This window comes from Variovorax sp. TLI9-5A (assembly GCF_056867935.1).
The window spans coordinates 3,914,466-3,930,311 of record NZ_CP200310.1; the positions used below are offsets into that span (position 1 = coordinate 3,914,466).

The 15,846-nt window shown below is 67.2% G+C and carries 15 protein-coding genes and 1 pseudogene; 4 read left to right on the forward strand and 12 right to left on the reverse strand.

The window, feature by feature from the left end:
• Window positions 1-7: 7 nt before the first annotated feature.
• From AC1VNX_RS18420 to macA, 3 genes are read right to left on the reverse strand one after another with little or no spacing between them, the layout of a single operon-like run.
• Window positions 8-1,405 (reverse strand): efflux transporter outer membrane subunit, encoded by a 1,398-nt coding sequence (locus tag AC1VNX_RS18420; RefSeq protein ID WP_483158165.1) that lies wholly within the window; start codon window positions 1,403-1,405, stop codon window positions 8-10.
• The gene (gene macB, locus AC1VNX_RS18425) at window positions 1,398-3,395 is read right to left on the reverse strand and encodes a macrolide ABC transporter ATP-binding protein/permease MacB (protein WP_483158167.1); all 1,998 of its coding nucleotides are present in this window, start codon (window positions 3,393-3,395) and stop codon (window positions 1,398-1,400) included. The genes AC1VNX_RS18420 and macB overlap by 8 nt, the downstream gene beginning before the upstream one ends.
• Complete coding sequence (gene macA / locus AC1VNX_RS18430; protein WP_483158168.1) at window positions 3,392-4,567, reverse strand: macrolide transporter subunit MacA; 1,176 nt, start codon at window positions 4,565-4,567, stop codon at window positions 3,392-3,394. The genes macB and macA overlap by 4 nt, the downstream gene beginning before the upstream one ends.
• Window positions 4,568-4,917: 350 nt before the next feature.
• Between macA and AC1VNX_RS18435 the strand changes: the two genes are divergently transcribed.
• Entirely contained in the window at window positions 4,918-5,271 is a 354-nt protein-coding gene (locus AC1VNX_RS18435; protein ID WP_483158170.1) for a hypothetical protein, read from the forward strand.
• A gap of 80 nt (window positions 5,272-5,351) precedes the next feature.
• On the opposite strand, the gene AC1VNX_RS18440 is transcribed toward AC1VNX_RS18435, so the two are convergent.
• From AC1VNX_RS18440 to AC1VNX_RS18475, 8 genes and pseudogenes are all read right to left on the reverse strand, one after another.
• Window positions 5,352-5,855, reverse strand: a complete 504-nt coding sequence (locus AC1VNX_RS18440; RefSeq protein WP_483158172.1) for a disulfide bond formation protein B — start codon at window positions 5,853-5,855, stop codon at window positions 5,352-5,354.
• Window positions 5,852-6,949 (reverse strand): sulfate/molybdate ABC transporter ATP-binding protein, encoded by a 1,098-nt coding sequence (locus AC1VNX_RS18445; RefSeq protein WP_483161981.1) that lies wholly within the window; start codon window positions 6,947-6,949, stop codon window positions 5,852-5,854. The genes AC1VNX_RS18440 and AC1VNX_RS18445 overlap by 4 nt, the downstream gene beginning before the upstream one ends.
• A 15-nt stretch (window positions 6,950-6,964) precedes the next feature.
• A pseudogene (cysW, locus tag AC1VNX_RS18450) lies at window positions 6,965-7,870 on the reverse strand (sulfate ABC transporter permease subunit CysW); the annotation flags it as partial.
• Window position 7,871: 1 nt separating this feature from the next.
• The gene (cysT, locus tag AC1VNX_RS18455) at window positions 7,872-8,759 is read right to left on the reverse strand and encodes a sulfate ABC transporter permease subunit CysT (protein WP_483158174.1); all 888 of its coding nucleotides are present in this window, start codon (window positions 8,757-8,759) and stop codon (window positions 7,872-7,874) included.
• Window positions 8,760-9,776 carry a sulfate ABC transporter substrate-binding protein gene (locus tag AC1VNX_RS18460; protein ID WP_483158177.1) on the reverse strand — a complete coding sequence of 339 codons (1,017 nt, stop codon included), beginning with the start codon at window positions 9,774-9,776 and terminating at the stop codon, window positions 8,760-8,762.
• Window positions 9,773-10,348: an RBBP9/YdeN family alpha/beta hydrolase gene (locus tag AC1VNX_RS18465; protein WP_483158179.1), complete on the reverse strand. Its 576-nt coding sequence runs from the start codon at window positions 10,346-10,348 to the stop codon at window positions 9,773-9,775. The genes AC1VNX_RS18460 and AC1VNX_RS18465 overlap by 4 nt, the downstream gene beginning before the upstream one ends.
• 20 nt (window positions 10,349-10,368) lie before the next feature.
• Complete coding sequence (locus AC1VNX_RS18470; protein ID WP_483158181.1) at window positions 10,369-11,010, reverse strand: peroxiredoxin; 642 nt, start codon at window positions 11,008-11,010, stop codon at window positions 10,369-10,371.
• Between the two features lie 131 nt (window positions 11,011-11,141).
• Window positions 11,142-12,056, reverse strand: coding sequence for a LysR family transcriptional regulator (locus AC1VNX_RS18475; RefSeq protein WP_483158183.1), 915 nt, complete (start codon window positions 12,054-12,056; stop codon window positions 11,142-11,144).
• A 135-nt stretch (window positions 12,057-12,191) separates the two neighbouring features.
• Here AC1VNX_RS18475 and AC1VNX_RS18480 point away from each other — a divergent pair, with 135 nt between their 5' ends.
• Window positions 12,192-12,839 carry an FMN-dependent NADH-azoreductase gene (locus AC1VNX_RS18480; RefSeq protein WP_483158185.1) on the forward strand — a complete coding sequence of 216 codons (648 nt, stop codon included), beginning with the start codon at window positions 12,192-12,194 and terminating at the stop codon, window positions 12,837-12,839.
• A 70-nt stretch (window positions 12,840-12,909) separates the two neighbouring features.
• Here AC1VNX_RS18480 and AC1VNX_RS18485 read toward each other — a convergent pair whose 3' ends face one another.
• Window positions 12,910-13,464, reverse strand: coding sequence for an NADPH-dependent FMN reductase (locus AC1VNX_RS18485; protein WP_483158188.1), 555 nt, complete (start codon window positions 13,462-13,464; stop codon window positions 12,910-12,912).
• Between the two features lie 151 nt (window positions 13,465-13,615).
• Here AC1VNX_RS18485 and solA point away from each other — a divergent pair, with 151 nt between their 5' ends.
• Together solA and panE are read left to right on the forward strand one after the other, a co-directional pair.
• Complete coding sequence (solA, locus tag AC1VNX_RS18490) at window positions 13,616-14,833, forward strand: N-methyl-L-tryptophan oxidase (protein WP_483158190.1); 1,218 nt, start codon at window positions 13,616-13,618, stop codon at window positions 14,831-14,833.
• A 71-nt stretch (window positions 14,834-14,904) separates the two neighbouring features.
• Window positions 14,905-15,846 (forward strand): 2-dehydropantoate 2-reductase, encoded by a 942-nt coding sequence (gene panE / locus AC1VNX_RS18495; protein ID WP_483158192.1) that lies wholly within the window; start codon window positions 14,905-14,907, stop codon window positions 15,844-15,846.

The following is a 15,846-nucleotide window of genomic DNA, read 5'->3' on the forward strand; positions in this document are numbered from 1 at the left end:
CGTCCGGCTACGACACGACGGCGGCCCCGCCCAGCGCCTTGTAGAGCGTCATCGTCGCGTTGAGCTGGTTCAGCCTGTTCTGCGCCAGCGACACCTCGGCCGCGCGGCGCCTGTCCTTGGCGTCGAGCACCGGCTGCAGCGCGGTCGCCCCGGCGCGGTAGCGCACTTCCGACAGGCGCTCCGCGCGCTGCGCCTCCTGCAGGGCCAGCACCAGGCTCTCGCTTTCGGCGCGCAACTGCGTGCGTGACGACAGAGCGTTCTCCACCTCCGACAGCGCCGTGTACAGCGACTGCCTGAAGCCCACCACCGCCTCTTCGTACTGCGTCTGCGACACCGCCACGGTCAGCCGCGCAGTGTTCCATTGCAGGAAAGGCAGCGTCAGCCCCGCACCCAGCGTGCCCACGGGGTTCTTCAGCAGTTCGCCGAGCGCGGTGCTCGACGTGCCCAGCGTGCCCGTCAGGCTCAGCGTGGGATAGAAGCCGGTGCGCGTGGCATCGACGTTCGCCAGCGCTCCGCGCAGGCGCTGCTCGGCGGCACGGAGGTCTGGGCGGCGGCCCAGCAGGCTCGCGGGCACGCCGGCATCGATGGCCGGCAACGCGATGTCGGGCAACTGCGCGGGCTCGGCGGACATCGGCTCCGGCGGCTGGTCGAACAGGATCGCCAGCGCGTTGCGCGCCTCCACGCGCTGCTGCAGCAGCTGGGTATGGGCCGCTTCCTGCGTGGCGAGACTCTGGCCGGCCTGCGCCACGTCCAGCCCCGACACGGCGCCGGCCGCGTACTTCACGCGCGCAAGCGCAAGGATGCGGCGGCCGTCTTCCATGCCCGCCTCGCTCAGCGCGATGCGCTGGTTCAGGTAGCCGGTCTGCCAGTAGAGCCCCGCCGTGGTGCCGACCAGCGACAGCGCTGCCGCCTGCCGGTCGGACTCGGTGGCCTTCAGCTCCCAGTCGGCGGCGCTGCGCAGTGCCGAGAGCCGGCCCCAGAGGTCGAGCTCGTAGCTCAGTGCCACCGACGCGTTCGACGCAGAGCTGGCCACACCGCCGCGCTTCAGGTCGTAGCTGCGGCTGGTGTTGGCCTGCCCGAGCACGCCGGGCGTGAGATTCGTGTTCGCCAGCCCGGCCTGCAGCTGCGCGCGCTGCACGCGGATGCCGGCCACCGCCAGGTTGTTGTTGGTGTGGAGCGCGTTGTCGATCAGCCGGTCGAGCTGCGGATCGTTGAAGGCCGTCCACCAGTTGGTGGACAGCGCCACCGCGGTGCCGGTGGTCGCAGGCGGAGCCGACTGCTGCCAGCGCTGCGGAACATCGAGCGGCCGCTGCGTGCGCTGCTCCGGCTGAAACAGCGTGCAGCCGCTCAGGGCGAGCACCGCAGCGGCCACCGAGGCCGGGGAAAGAATACGCGCCCTACTCACGAGCCAGCGCCTCGATGGGGTCCAGCCGCGCCGCGTTGCGCGCCGGCAGGTAGCCGAACAGCACGCCGATCAGCGACGCGCAGAGAAACGCCGACACCACGGCGCCCATTGAAAAGATCATTTGCCATTGCTTGACGAGAAGCGAGAACAGGAAGCTGATGCCATACGAGAGCGTCACGCCGATCAGCCCGCCCACCAGGCACACCAGCACCGCCTCGGTCAGGAACTGCTGCAGCACGTCGCTCTGGCGCGCACCCACGGCCATGCGGATGCCGATCTCGCGCGTGCGCTCGGTCACCGACACCAGCATGATGTTCATCACGCCGATGCCACCCACCACCAGCGAGATCACGGCGATGAGCGACAGCAGCAGCGTCAGCGACTGGCTGGTGCGCTCGGCCGTCTTGACGATGCTGTCCATGTTGAAAGTGAAGAAATCCTTGGTGCCGTGGCGCAGCGTGAGCAGCTTGACGATGCTGTCCTCGGCCGCCTTGGTCGGCTGGTCGTCGCGGATGCGCACCGTGATGTTGTCGAAGTGCTGCTGCCCGAAGAGCCGGCTCGCGCCCGTGCTGTAGGGCAGCCAGAGGTTGAGCGACTTGTTGCCGTCGCCGAACACCGTCTTCTTCTCCTGCGCCACGCCGATCACTGTGCACGGCAGGCTGCCCACGAGGATGATCTTGCCCACCGGCTCGGTGCCGTCGGGAAAGAGCTTGCGCCGCGTGTTCTGGTCGATCACCACCACCTGCGACTGGTGGCGCACGTCGGAGGCGGTGAAGGCCGCGCCGCTGGCCATCTGCATGTCGCGCACGCGGAAGAAACTGTCGCTCACACCGCTGACCGTGCCGTTGATGTCCACGCTGCGGTAGCGAAGCCGCAGGCTGCGCGAGGTCACCGGCGTGACGCTGTGCACGTAGGGCTGCGCCACGATGGCGTCGAGATCGGAAGGTATCAGCGTGCGGATGCTCGTCGCCTTGTCGTCGCCGAAGTCGCGGCCCGGATACACGTCGAGCGTGTTGGTGCCGATGGCGCGGATGTCCGACAGCACGTAGCGCTTGGCGCCCTCTCCGATGGCCACGATCGACACCACCGAGGTGACGCCGATGATGATGCCCAGCATGGTGAGCGCCGTGCGCATGCGGTGCGCCATCATCGAGCGCCAGGCCATGCGGAAGGCTTCGGCGAAGCGGGCCCAGCCGGTGTTGAAGCGGGCGATGCGGAGTCCGGGCTTCGTCATCGCAGCCGGAGGTTCGGCTTCGGCCTGCGAAGCCTGCTGCGCCGGCACCGCCGCGGCCGGCACGCTCGGCAAGTTCGGCCGGTCGCCCACGATCACGCCGTCGGCGATCTCGATGATGCGTTCGGTGCAGCTCGCCACCTGCATGTCGTGCGTCACGATGATGATCGTGTGGCCCTGCGCATGCAGCTCGCGCAGGATGCCGATCACCTCCTGGCCGCTGCGGCTGTCGAGCGCGCCGGTCGGCTCGTCGGCCAGGATCACCTGCCCGCCGTTCATGAGCGCGCGCGCGATGCTCACGCGCTGCTGCTGGCCGCCCGACAGCTGGCTGGGCCGGTGCTCGGTACGGTCGCCCAGGCCCAGCCGCGCGAGCAGCTGGCGCGCACGCGAGTCGCGCGTCTGGCCGTCGGTTCCGGCGTACACGGCGGGCACTTCGACATTGCCGGTGGCCGTGAGGTGCTGCATCAGGTGGTAGCGCTGGAAGATGAAGCCGAAGTGCTCCCGCCGCAGCTCGGCCAGCGCGTCGCTGTCGAGCGCGCCTACGTCCTGGCCCGAGACGGTGTAGGTGCCCGTGCTCGGCCGGTCGAGGCAGCCGAGGATGTTCATCAGCGTCGACTTGCCCGAGCCCGAGGCACCGACGATGGCCAGCATTTCGCCGCTGCCGATGTCGAGGTTGACGTCCTTAAGCACCTGCACTTCCTGCTCGCCCGAGGGAAAGCTGCGGCCGATGCCGCGCAGGGTGAGCAGCGGCTGCGTCATTGAGGCTTGCCCCGCCCGCCGCCGCCATCGCCGTTGCTGCCTGACTCGCCGCGCTCCATCACCGCCGAGGCATCGCCGGTGATGACGCTGTCGCCCTCCTTCAGACCTTCGAGCACCTGCGCCTGGAAGTTGTTGGAGATGCCGACGCGCACCTTGCGCGTCTCGACGGAGTGATCGGCCTTGAGCACGCGCACTTCCTGGCGGCCGTCCTTGTCGCGCGCACCCAGCGCGGTCAGCGGCACGGTCAGCGCCTGTTTGGCCTCGCCCAGCAGGATGGCGACCTGCGCCGTCATGTCCACGCGCAGCGTGCGGTCGGGGTTGGGCACGTCGAAGAGCGCATTGAAGAACACGGCGTTGTTGATCTTCTCGGGCGAAGGCTGCACCGCGCGCAGGGTGCCGTGATAGCGCTTGTCGGGGTCGCCGAGGATGGTGAAGTACACGGGCTGTCCAGGCTTCACGCGCACCACGTCGGCCTCGGAGACCTGCGCCTTCACGGTCATGGTCGACAGGTCGGCCAGCTTCATCAGCGTGGGCACCTGGAAGGCGGCAACCACGGTCTGGCCCTCGAGCGTGTTGATGGAGACCACGTCGCCGTCGATGGGCGCGACGATGCGCGTGTACGAGAGGTTCTGCTGCGCCGACGCCACGGCCAGCTTCTGCTGGCGGATCTGCGCTTCGAGCGACACCGCGTCGGCACGCAGCGCGCGCAGTTCGGCGTCGGCGCTTTCCATGTCCTGCCGGGCGGCCGCGTCCTGCGCGAGCATTTCCTGCTGGCGCGTCCAGGTGAGCTGGGCCTGCTTGACGCGCACTTCCTTCGCGAGCTTCTGCGCCTGCAGGTTGTCGAGCCTGGCCAGCTCCTGCGCGAAGGTGTTCTGCGAAATGACCGGATCGATCTCGGCTAGCCAGTCGCCCTTCTTCACCGTCTGCCCCAGCACCACCTTGAGCGACTTGAGCTGGCCGCTCACCTGCGCGCCCACTTCGACCTGCTTGAGCGCCTGCAGCACGCCGGTGGCGAGCACCGCATTTTCGAGGTCGGTGCGCTGCACCGTGGCGGTGAGGTATTCGTTCTTCTTCGCCGGACTCAGCCAGGCGGAGGCAATGACGGCCAGCACGATGAAGACGGCAATGCCGATCAGGTATTTGCGCGATCGCCGGGGTGGGTTATTGGGCATGCAAAGGAAAAGGAATGAAAGGCGCTGGAGAGGACTGCTTTTCTTGAAGAATTCAGCGCCGGAAAAGAAGTTCCGCGGGTATTCGCGCAATCCTAGCTGCGTTTGCTGAAGAGCTTTTAAAGACCCGCGCGGTGCATTGACACCATCCTCTTACAAGAGAGCGCCGGGCGGATCGCGCCTCGACCGGGTCGTGACTTTAGGCACTGTGTGCGCGCGAATTGCACTCCTACATTCGCAATTGGGCAGCGCATTGCAAGCCGCCCGCCACAGCAGATGCCAATGGCCTGCGAATATCTTTTTCGCGGCCGGGGGCATCTCTTTTCCGACGTATTCAATTAAGGGAAACGACCATGAAATTCAAACAGTCGAACACGCTGCTGCGCAATGCAGCCCTGGCCGGTGCAATTGCGACGCTGCTGGCTTTCAGCGGTACCGCGGGCGCAGCCCATACGCCCCAGGACAGCGACGCGCTGCAGACGACGGGCGTCATCGCCAGCGTTGGCGCGCCCGCTTCGAAGATCAAGACGGAAGAAGTGTCGGCCCAGCAAGACCTGCTGAGCCTTGTCGCGCCGGCTGCCAAGCCCGAGATGCTTCAGCCCGCTGTGAACACCGCCATCGTCGACAGCTGCGCCAGCCGCTGGTACTGGCGCAGCCTGCTGGAAGAAATGGCTTGTGGCTTCTCGGGCCAGGGCTGGTTCAACTGAGGCGAACCCGCCCCGCTCCCGTCAAAACGCCGCTCATCCGGGCGGCGTTTTGCTTGGTGTCAGGCTGCTTTTCTTGCCGATCAGCGCGTGCGGCGCGAGCGCACGAGCAGCGTGATCAGCAGCAGCGAGAGCACCACGAACGCGACGAACGACCAGTTCGCCAGCGTCAGGCCGAACAGCGACCAGTCGACCTTCGAGCAGTCGCCGCCGCCGCGAAAGATCATCGGCAGCGCACGCTTCAGCGGAAAGGTCTCGATCATCCCGTAGAGGTCGCGCCCGCAGGTGACGACTTCGGGCGGATACCACTGCAGCCAGCTCTGCGAGGCCGCCGTGTAGGCGCCACCGAAAGCGGCCAGCAGCGCCAGCACGCCGCTCACCGCACGCAGGCCCACGTTGCGGAACACGCCGGCCAGCCCGGTGAACAGCGCCACCAGCACCAGCGCGTAGCGCTGCACGATGCACATGGGACAGGGTTCGAGCCCGACCACGTGCTGCAGGTAGAGCCCGAAGGCCAGCATCAGGACACAGGCCAGGCAGATCAGCCCGAACGCGCGGCGCGGCGCGCCGAAGTACCAATCGATCAAGGAGATACCCAATCTTCTTCTACGAACACTCTGGCCTTGCGCGGATTGGCGACGACGGTGTCGCCCTCCTTCAAGCCCAGATCGCGGAACTGTTGCGCAGGGAGTTGCGCTTCGATGATGGTTCCGGAGCCCGGATTATCCGGATTCGATTCCGTGGGCTCAAGTTCCAGCCGCGCGATGGGTCCGACGACGATCGCGCGCGACAGCGTGGCGACGATGCCCGAGGCACCGCTCACATAGCGTGTCACGTCGATGTCATGCGGACGCACGTAGGCACGCGCCTTCGCGTCGCGCGCGCCGCTGTGCTCGGGAGATTCGAGGCGCATGCCGTCCAGTTGCACCGCGCCGTTGTCGGCACGGCCGTGGAACAGGTTCACGTCGCCCAGGAAGCCGTAGACGAAGGGGCTGGCGGGCTGGTCCCACACTTCCTGCGGCGAGCCGACCTGTTCGATCTGGCCCTTGTTGATGACCACCACGCGGTCGGCCACCTCCAGCGCTTCCTCCTGGTCGTGCGTGACGAAGATGGACGTGACGTGCAGCTCGTCATGCAGCCGGCGCAGCCAGCGGCGCAATTCCTTGCGCACCTTGGCGTCGAGCGCGCCGAAGGGTTCGTCCAGCAGCAGCACCTTGGGCTCCACCGCCAGCGCGCGGGCCAGCGCGATGCGCTGGCGCTGGCCGCCGGAGAGCTGCGAGGGATAGCGGTCGGCCAGCCAGTCGAGCTGCACCAGCTTGAGCAGGTCGGTCACCTTCTGCCTGATCTGCGCGTCGCTCGGGCGCTCCTTGCGCGGCTTCACGCGCAGGCCGAAGGCCACGTTCTCGAACACGGTCATGTGGCGGAACAGCGCGTAGTGCTGGAACACGAAGCCCACCTGCCGCTCGCGCACGTGCACGTCGGTGGTGTCCTCGCCCGAGAAAAGAATGCTGCCGGTATCGGCCGTCTCCAGTCCCGCGATGATGCGCAGCAGCGTGGTCTTGCCGCAGCCCGAGGGGCCGAGCAGCGCGACCAGTTCGCCCGAATCGACGTCGAGGCTCACGTCGCGCAGTGCGCGGAAGTCGCCGAACTGCTTGCTGATGTTGCGGATTTCGATGCTCATGATTTCTTCTCTCTCAGGCTCAGGCCGCCGTGGTTTCAGGGGGCCGTTCCGGGGCAGCTCGGCAATGGCTTTCATCTCGCGCTCGTGGCGCCATTCGATCACCGACTTGATCACCAGCGTGACCAGCGCCAGAATCGCCAGCAGCGAGGCCACGGCGAAGGCGGCCACCGACTGGTATTCGTTGTAGAGCACTTCCACGTGCAGCGGCATGGTGTTGGTCTGTCCCCGGATGTGGCCCGACACCACCGACACCGCGCCGAACTCGCCCATGGCACGCGCGTTGCACAGGATCACGCCGTACAGCAGGCCCCACTTGATGTTGGGCAGCGTCACGCGCCAGAAAGTCTGCCAGCCGGTCGCACCGAGCACGATGGCGGCCTGCTCCTCGTCGGTGCCCTGAGCCTGCATCAGCGGCACGAGCTCGCGCGCGATGAACGGGAAGGTCACGAACACGGTCGCCAGCACGATGCCCGGCACCGCGAAGATGATCTTGATGTCGTGCTCCGCGAGCCACGGGCCCAGCCAGCCCTGCGCGCCGAATACCAGCACATAGATCAGGCCCGCCACCACGGGCGACACCGCGAACGGCAGGTCGACCAGCGTGGTGAGCAGCGCCTTGCCGCGGAACTCGAACTTGGCGATGGCCCAGGCCCCGGCCACGCCGAACACCAGGTTCATCGGCACCGCAATGGCGGCCGTGATCAGCGTGAGGCGGATGGCGCTCCAGGCATCGGGCTCCCGCAGCGCCTCAAGGTAGGCACCGACGCCCTTGCGCAGCGCTTCGGTCGCCACCGCCGCCAGCGGCAGCACGAGGAACAGGAACATGAATCCGAGCGCGAGGCCGATCAGCAGCCAGCGCACCCAGGCGGCTTCGGTGGTGCCGGCCTGTGCGCGGCGTACGACTTTGGAGGGGGCACTCATGTCAGCTCCCCGAACGGCGGCGTTGCCATGCCTGCAGACCGTTGATGACCAGCAGCAGCACGAAGGAAATGACCAGCATCACCAGCGCGACAGCGGTGGCGCCCGCGTAGTCGTACTGCTCCAGCTTGCCGATGATGATGAGCGGCGTGATCTCCGAGATCATCGGCATGTTGCCCGCGATGAAGATCACCGAGCCGTATTCACCGATCGCTCGGGCGAAAGCCATGGCAAAGCCCGTCAGCAGCGCCGGCGCGATGGACGGGAAGATCACCCTGGTGAAGGTCTGCAGACGCGTCGCACCCAACGAGGTGGCGGCTTCTTCCAGTTCCTTCTCGGCGTCTTCCAGCACCGGCTGCACCGTGCGCACCACGAAGGGCAGCCCGATGAAGATCAGCGCGATCACAACGCCCGCCGGCGTGAACGCCAGCTTGATGCCGTGCGGCTCCAGCAGCTGGCCGATCCAGCCGTTGCCCGCGAGCAGCGCGGTCAGCGAGATACCGGCAACGGCCGTGGGCAGCGCGAAAGGCAGGTCGACCAGCGCATCGACGATGCGCTTGCCCGGAAACTTGTAGCGCACCAGCACCCAGGCCACCAGCAGACCGAACACCGCGTTCACGATGGCGGCGATCAGCGATGCGCCGAAGGTCAGCCGGTAGGAAGCCATCACGCGTGGCGCGGTCACGGCAACCCAGAATTGCTCCCAGCTCAGCGTGAAGGTCTTGAAGACCAGCGCCGACAGCGGGATCAGCACGATCAGGCTCAGATAAAGAATCGAGAAGCCCAGCGTGATGTGGAAACCGGGCAGCACGCGCTTGGCGCCGCCTGCCCGGTTGGCACGAGAAAAAGGCGCTCCCGCCGACGGGAGCGCCGAAGTCACAGCGCCGCTCATTTACTTCGCGCCGGGCGTGTAGAGCTTGTCGAACTGGCCGCCGTCGTTGAAGTGCACCTTCTGCGCTTCGCCGAGGCTGCCGAAGAGTTCCTGCACCGTGAAGAGCTGCAGCGGCTTGAAGGTCGAGGCGTACTTCTTGAGCACCGTCTGCGAGCGCGGACGCAGCGCGTGCTTGGCGGCGATTTCCTGGGCTTCCTCGGAATACAACCAGTCGAGGTACGCCTTGGCGAGTTCGCCGGTGCCCTTCTTGTTGACGGTGCGCTCGACCACGGCCACCGGGTTCTCGGCCACGATGCTGATCGACGGGTAGACCGAGTCGACCTTGCCGGTGCCGAATTCGCGGTCGATGGAGACCACTTCCGACTCGAAGGTGATCAACGCGTCGCCGATGTTGCGCTGCAGGAAGGCGGTGGTCGCATCGCGGCCGCCGCGCGCCAGCACCGGCACGTTCTTGAACAGCTTGCCGACGAACTCGGCGGCCTGGGCGTCGGTGCCGCCCTTCTTCTTGATGTAGCCCCAGGCTGCCAGGTAGGCGTAGCGGCCGTTGCCGCCGGTCTTGGGGTTGACGATCACGACCTGCACGCCGGGCTTGACCAGGTCGTCCCAGTCCTTGATGCCCTTGGGGTTGCCGTTGCGCACCAGGAACAGCATGGTCGACGTGGTCGGCGATGCGTTCTCGGGGAATTTCTTGTTCCAGTCCTTCGCGACCACGCCGGCGTTGGCGAGGAAGTCGATGTCGGTGGAGGTGTTCATCGTCACCACGTCGGCATCGAGGCCGTCGGCCACCGCGCGGGCCTGCGCGCTGGAGCCGCCGTGCGACTGGTCGATCTTCACGTCCTTGCCGGTGGCCTTCTTGTAGTGCGCCACGAAGGCCGCGTTGTAGTCCTTGTAGAACTCGCGCGCCACGTCGTAGGAGGCGTTCAGCAGCCCGGTGCCCTGGGCGAAGGCGGTGCTGCCGGCGAGTGCGGAGGACGCCAGCGCGAGCACGGCGACGAAGGTCTTGATTCTGGAAGTCATGTGGTTGCCAGGTTTTCTGAAAATTCACGGCCCGCCGACCAGGCGGCGGGCTCGTCGGTCAGCGACTGGAGCAAGGCAAGGCCCAGCGGCCAGTCCCCATGCCCCGAATCGATGTTGATGTGGCCCGCATTCTGCATCCGCACGAACTCGCTGCCCCAGGCGCGCGAATAGGCGCCCGCAAGGCGGATCGGACAGTACGGATCGTTGCTGCTGGCCACCACGATGCTGCGGTACGGCAGCGCGGCATAAGGCACGGGCGCGAAATCGGAGAGAACGGCGCGGCGCTCGGGGTCGGCCGGCGCCACCAGCAGCGCGCCGCGGATGCGGGCAGCCGCCTCGGCCGGCAGGTGCGCCGTGGCGATGCAGCCCAGGCTGTGCGCGGCGATCACCACCGGGCCGGGTTGTTCGAGCACCAGCTTCGCGAGCGCCGGCACCCAGGCTTCGCGCTTGGGCGAGGCCCAGTCGTCCTGCACCACGCGTGCTGCGCCCGGAATGCGCTCTTCCCACAGGCTCTGCCAATGGCCAGGGCCGGAGTCGCGCCAACCAGGCACGATGACGACGCGCGTCTGCATGACTGAGCTGCCCTGCCCGCTTACTTGTTCGGCTGCGGCGTGATGCGCAGGTACGGGCGCACGGCCTTGAAGCCCTTAGGGAAGCGCTCGGCGAGCTCGGCCGGGTCTTGAATGGCCGGGATGATGACCACGTCGTCTCCGTCCTTCCAGTTCACCGGCGTGGCGACCTTGTGGCTGTCGGTGAGCTGCAGCGAGTCGATGACGCGCAGGATCTCGTCGAAGTTGCGGCCGGTGGACGCCGGGTAGGTGATGGTGGTGCGGACGATCTTCTTCGGGTCGATGATGAACACGCTGCGAACGGTGGCCGTGGCCGATGCGTTCGGGTGGATCAGGTCGTACAGGTCGGCCACCTTGCGGTCCGCGTCCGCGATGATGGGGAAGTTGACCGTGGTGTTCTGCGTGTCGTTGATGTCCCCGATCCATTCCTTGTGCTTGGTGGCCGGGTCCACGCTCAGCGCGATGGGCTTCACGCCGCGCTTGGCGAATTCGCCCGACAGCGCCGCGGTCTTGCCCAGTTCGGTGGTGCACACGGGCGTGAAGTCGGCGGGGTGCGAGAAGAACACGACCCACGAATCGCCGGCCCACTGGTAGAAGTCGATGGGGCCTTCGCTGGAATCCTGGGTGAAATTGGGGGCGGTGTCGCCTAGACGCAGAGTAGCCATGGTCGCTCCTGGATGGGATGGGAGTCGTGGATTGTGCGAATCCTTGCTTCAATGCCAAACGAATATCTGCTTGTTTGGATATGACGTTTTCCGCATAACGAAGGCAATCCGACCCCGAATCCGCCCCTGACCTAGAACATCCGCATGTCCTCGTTCTGCAGGTGTTCCATCAGGTAATCGATCAGCTTGCGCACCGCCGGCACCAGCGCCCGCCGCGCCGGAAACACCATGTGCGCGACCACCGGCGGCGGCCCCCAGCCCGGCAGCAACCGCACCAGGCGGCCCGCTTCCACATCGGCACGGCACATATAGTCAGGCAGCATGGTCGCGCCGATGCCGCCCAGCGCGCCGAACTGCAGCGTGGCGAGATCGTCGGCCACGTACTGGGGCGTGTGCGAATGGACAAGGCTCTCGCCGTTCGGGCCTTCCAGCCGCCAGTCGCTGCGCCCTTCCCCGTTGACCGACATGGCCGCCGTCGGCAGCTTGCCCAGGTCGGCCACCGTTTGCACCGGCCCGTGCCGGGCCAGCAGCGCCGGGCTTGCCACCAGCACGCCGCGGCTGTAGCCGAAGGTCTTGGCCACCAGCACAGTGCTGTCTTCGATGACGGGGCGCACGCGCAGCGCGATGTCGATGCCCTCCTCGATCAGGTCGACTGGCCGGTTGATCACCTTCATGTCGATGCGCACCGCCGGATAGCGCTCCATGAACACCGGCATGAGCTGCGCCAGCCCGCTGTGCGCGATGGTGACCGGGCAGCTCAGCCGAACCAGCCCGCTGGGCTCCGTCTGCACCTGCGCCACCGCCTCGGCCGCCGCCTGCGCCGCGTCGCGCATGGCAGAGGCGTGCCGCAGGTAGATCTCGCCGGCCGGCGTGAGCGACAGACGCCGGGTGCTGCGCTGCATGAGCTGCACTCCGAGCCGGTCCTCGAGCTCCGCCACGCGGCGCGAGAGGCGCGACTTGGGAATGCCCAGCGCCCGGCTGGCGGCCGCGAAGCCGCCGCGCTCGGCCACTTCGGCGAAGAAAACCATGTCGTTGAGGTCCTGCATGGCGGCCATTGTCCTGCAATCAGAACAATCTATGTAATTTTTGGCTACTTATCGGTAACTCGACCCAAAAATAGAATTACACCATCGCCGGCCGATTTGAGTGCCGACAGCCAACACGGAAAGTGATTGATTGAAATGAAGCTGCTCCACATCGACTCCAGCATCCTCGGCACCAACTCGACCTCGCGCCTGCTCTCGGCCGAGATCGTGACCGCATGGCGTGCCGCCCATCCCGACACCACCGTCGAGTACCTCGACCTGGCCGTGGATGCCCCCTCGCACTTCGGTGCCGACGCGCTGGGCATCAAGATCGGTGTGCAGGCCCAGCCCACCGAAGCCCAGGTGCGCGAGAACGCCCTGTCCGAAAAGCTCGTGAGCCAGTTCCTGGCCTCGGACGTGGTCGTCATCGGCACGCCGTTCTACAACTTCTCGATCCCGACGCAGCTCAAGGCCTGGATCGACCGCCTGGGACAGGTCGGCCGCACCTTCAAGTACACCGACAAGGGCCCCGTGGGCCTGGCCGGCGGCAAGACCATCATCGTGGCCTCCAGCCGCGGCGGCGTCTATTCGACCAGCGAAGGCGGCCAGGCCATGGAACACCAGGAAAGCTACCTCAAGGCAATCTTCGGCTTCTTCGGCATCACCGACGTGCGCATCGTGCGCGCCGAGGGCGTGGCGATGGGCGACGAAGCCCGCAACAGCGCCCTGGCGGCCGCCCGCGCCGACATCCTGGTGGCGACGGCGGAAGCCGCGAACCAGAAGAACGTCGCGCAGGCTGCCTGAGCACGTTTCGCATCGCACCATGAAAAAACCGCCCGATGGGCGGTTTTTTCGTTCCGGCTGGCGCGGAATCTCAGGCCGCGTGGCTCTTCACCCACGCCACGTACTTGTCCATCCAGCCCTGCAGGAATTTCTTCGAGCCTTCGTTGCCGATGTGGCCCTTGTCGTCGAACAGGTCGTCCTTGGCCTGCAGGAACACTTCGGGCGCGCCCAGCGTAGGTACGTCGAGGTAGGCCAGGATGTTGCGCAGGTGCTGCTGCGCCAGCGCGGTGCCGATGGCGCCGACCGAGACGCCGACCACGCCGGCCGGCTTGCCGGCCCAGGCGCTCTGGCCATAGGGGCGCGAGGCCTGGTCGATGGCGTTCTTCAGCACGCCGGGAATCGAGCGGTTGTATTCGGGCGTGACGAACAGCAGGCCGTCGGCCGCCGCGATCTCGGTCTTCAGGCGCTTCACCGGCGCGGACTGGTTGCCATCGTCGTCCTGGTTGTACAACGGCAGGTCGTCGATGCGCAGGGTTTCGAAGGTGAAGTCCGAGGGCGCGAGGTGCGCCAGCGCGAGGGCCAGCTTGTGGTTGAACGAATCCTTGCGCAGGCTGCCGACGATGACGGCGATGCGGGTCTGGGCCATGGGTGAAGCTCCTTGTTTGAGGGGGTCGGAATGACGAACGCGATTATGCGAAGCGTCCAAGACCTTTTCTGGAAAAGTTCATGCGATGCCGGGCGAACGGCGGCAAGATGATGCGCTCCCTTCCAAACCCATCGAAGCGCAGGACGCATCAGTGACCCAGTCATCCTCTCACTACGACGTCATCGTCGTCGGCCTCGGCGCGCTCGGCGCCGCCACGCTCTACCAGCTCTCGCAGCGCGGCGCCCGCGTGCTGGGCATCGACCAGTTCGCGCCGCCCCATGACCAGGGCTCCTCGCACGGCGACTCCCGCATCACCCGGCTGGCCGTGGGCGAAGGCGACGAATACGTGCCTTTCGTGCAGCGCTCGCACGCCATCTGGCGCGAGCTCGAAGCACGCACCGGCAAGCCGCTGATGACCACCACCGGCGGCCTGATCCTCGCGCCGCGCGACCGCGTGGCCGAGCACCACGGCAAGTCCGACTTCGTGCGCCGCACGATCGCCTGCGCCGAGCGCTTCGGCATCGCGCATGAAGTGCTCGACGCGGCAGGCATCCGCGCGCGCTTTCCGCAGTTCAACCTGCAGGGCAATGAGATCGGCTACTTCGAGCACGAGTCCGGCTTCGTTCGGCCCGAGGACGCCATCGGCGCCCAGCTCGGCGTGGCCCGCGCCTCGGGCGCCGAAACACGCACCGGCGAACGCGTGGAAGCCGTCGAGCCCGTGGGCAACGGCGACATCCTGCGCGTACGCACAGCCACCGCAAGCTTCACGGCCGACCGCGTCGTGGTCGCTGCCGGCGCGTGGCTGCCCGCCTTCCTCGGCGCACAGGCGCGCGCCGACTGGCAGGCCGATTTCTCCGTGCACCGCCAGGTGATGCACTGGTTCGACACCGGCAGCGCCGCCGCCGACTTCGCGCCGGGGCGCTTTCCCATCTTCATCTGGATGTTCGGCGACGGGCCCGAAGACTACATGTACGGCTTCCCCGCCTCCGACCCCGCGCAGCCCGCGCTCAAGGTGGCGACCGAGCAGTACGTGGCCGCCACCACGCCCGGGACCATTGACCGCAGCGTGAGCGCCGAGGAAAGCGCCGCCATGTACCGCGAGCGCGTGGCCGGCCGCTTCCCGCAGATCGACGGCCGCGCCGTCAAGGCGCGCGCCTGCATGTACACGGTGACGCCCGACCGCCGCTTCGTGATCGACGCGCTCGACGGCATGCCCAGCCTGCTCGTCGTCTCGGCCTGCTCGGGCCACGGCTTCAAGCACTCGGCCGGGCTGGGCGACGCCATCGCGGATCATGTGCTGGGCCGCCCGGGCGCGCTCGACCTCTCGCCCTTTGCCCGCCGCCGGCTGCTGGAGAAGGCGCCGGCCTGAAGCAGGCTCCGGCGATCCCGGGCATCATCGCGGCCGGTCTTTTTCTCTATCGGATACAGGAGCGAAGCGCGATGAGATTTCTGGTGGTGGGTGCCGGCGCACTCGGTGGTTATTTCGGCGGCCGTCTGCTGGAGGCGGGACGCGACGTCACCTTCCTGCTGCGCCCGCGCCGCGCGGCACAGCTCGCGAAGACCGGGCTGGTGGTGCAGAGCCCCTTCGGCAACCTGCAGCTGCCCTCGCCGAAACACGTGCTGGCCGATGGCATCGACGGCCCCTACGACGTGATCGTGGTCGGCAGCAAGGCCTACGACCTCGACTCGACCATGGACTCCTTCGCGCCGGCAGTCGGCCCTGACACCGTGATCCTCCCCCTGCTCAACGGCATGAGCCACATTGACCAGCTGGCCGAACGCTTCGGCAGCGAGCGCGTGCTGGGCGGCCTGTGCATGATCTCCGCCACCCTCGACGACGAAGGCCGCGTGCTGCACCTCAACGACATGCACGGCCTGAGCTTCGGCGAGCGTGCGGGCGGCCGCTCGGCGCGGGTCGACGCCATCGCGGCGCAGTTCGCCGGCGCGAAGTTCGATGCCACGGCCAGCGAGAACATCTCGCAGGACATGTGGGAAAAGTGGGTCTTCATCGCCTCGGCCGCCGGCCTCACCAGCCTGATGCACGCCTCCATCGGCGACATCGTGGCCGCCGGCGGGCAGGACGTGGCGCTGTCGATCTTCGACGAGTGCTGCGCCATCGCCACCCACAATGGCTTCGCGCCACGCCCCGCCGCCGTGCAGCGCGGCCGAACCATCATCACGGCCGCCGGCTCGCCGATGACGGCGTCAATGTACAAGGACATGGCGCGCGGCGCAGCCGTGGAAGCCGATCACATCGTCGGCGACCTGCTGAGCCGCGCTGCGCCCGGCAATGCGACGGTGCCCACCGTGCTGCGCACCGCTTACGTGCACCTCAAGGCCTACGAGGCACGTCGCGCCCGCGAGGCTGCTGCTGCAGCCTGA

Excerpts from the sequence above, each read along its gene's own strand:
- macB (WP_483158167.1), bottom strand. The coding sequence starts at position 3,395 with ATGACGCAGCCGCTGCTCACCCTGCGCGGCATCGGCCGCAGCTTTCCC.
- macA (WP_483158168.1), bottom strand. The coding sequence starts at position 4,567 with ATGCCCAATAACCCACCCCGGCGATCGCGCAAATACCTGATCGGCATT.
- AC1VNX_RS18435 (WP_483158170.1), top strand. The coding sequence starts at position 4,918 with ATGAAATTCAAACAGTCGAACACGCTGCTGCGCAATGCAGCCCTGGCC.
- AC1VNX_RS18445 (WP_483161981.1), bottom strand. The coding sequence starts at position 6,949 with ATGAGCATCGAAATCCGCAACATCAGCAAGCAGTTCGGCGACTTCCGC.
- cysT (WP_483158174.1), bottom strand. The coding sequence starts at position 8,759 with ATGAGCGGCGCTGTGACTTCGGCGCTCCCGTCGGCGGGAGCGCCTTTT.
- AC1VNX_RS18460 (WP_483158177.1), bottom strand. The coding sequence starts at position 9,776 with ATGACTTCCAGAATCAAGACCTTCGTCGCCGTGCTCGCGCTGGCGTCC.
- AC1VNX_RS18465 (WP_483158179.1), bottom strand. The coding sequence starts at position 10,348 with ATGCAGACGCGCGTCGTCATCGTGCCTGGTTGGCGCGACTCCGGCCCT.
- AC1VNX_RS18470 (WP_483158181.1), bottom strand. The coding sequence starts at position 11,010 with ATGGCTACTCTGCGTCTAGGCGACACCGCCCCCAATTTCACCCAGGAT.
- AC1VNX_RS18475 (WP_483158183.1), bottom strand. The coding sequence starts at position 12,056 with ATGCAGGACCTCAACGACATGGTTTTCTTCGCCGAAGTGGCCGAGCGC.
- AC1VNX_RS18480 (WP_483158185.1), top strand. The coding sequence starts at position 12,192 with ATGAAGCTGCTCCACATCGACTCCAGCATCCTCGGCACCAACTCGACC.
- AC1VNX_RS18485 (WP_483158188.1), bottom strand. The coding sequence starts at position 13,464 with ATGGCCCAGACCCGCATCGCCGTCATCGTCGGCAGCCTGCGCAAGGAT.
- panE (WP_483158192.1), top strand. The coding sequence starts at position 14,905 with ATGAGATTTCTGGTGGTGGGTGCCGGCGCACTCGGTGGTTATTTCGGC.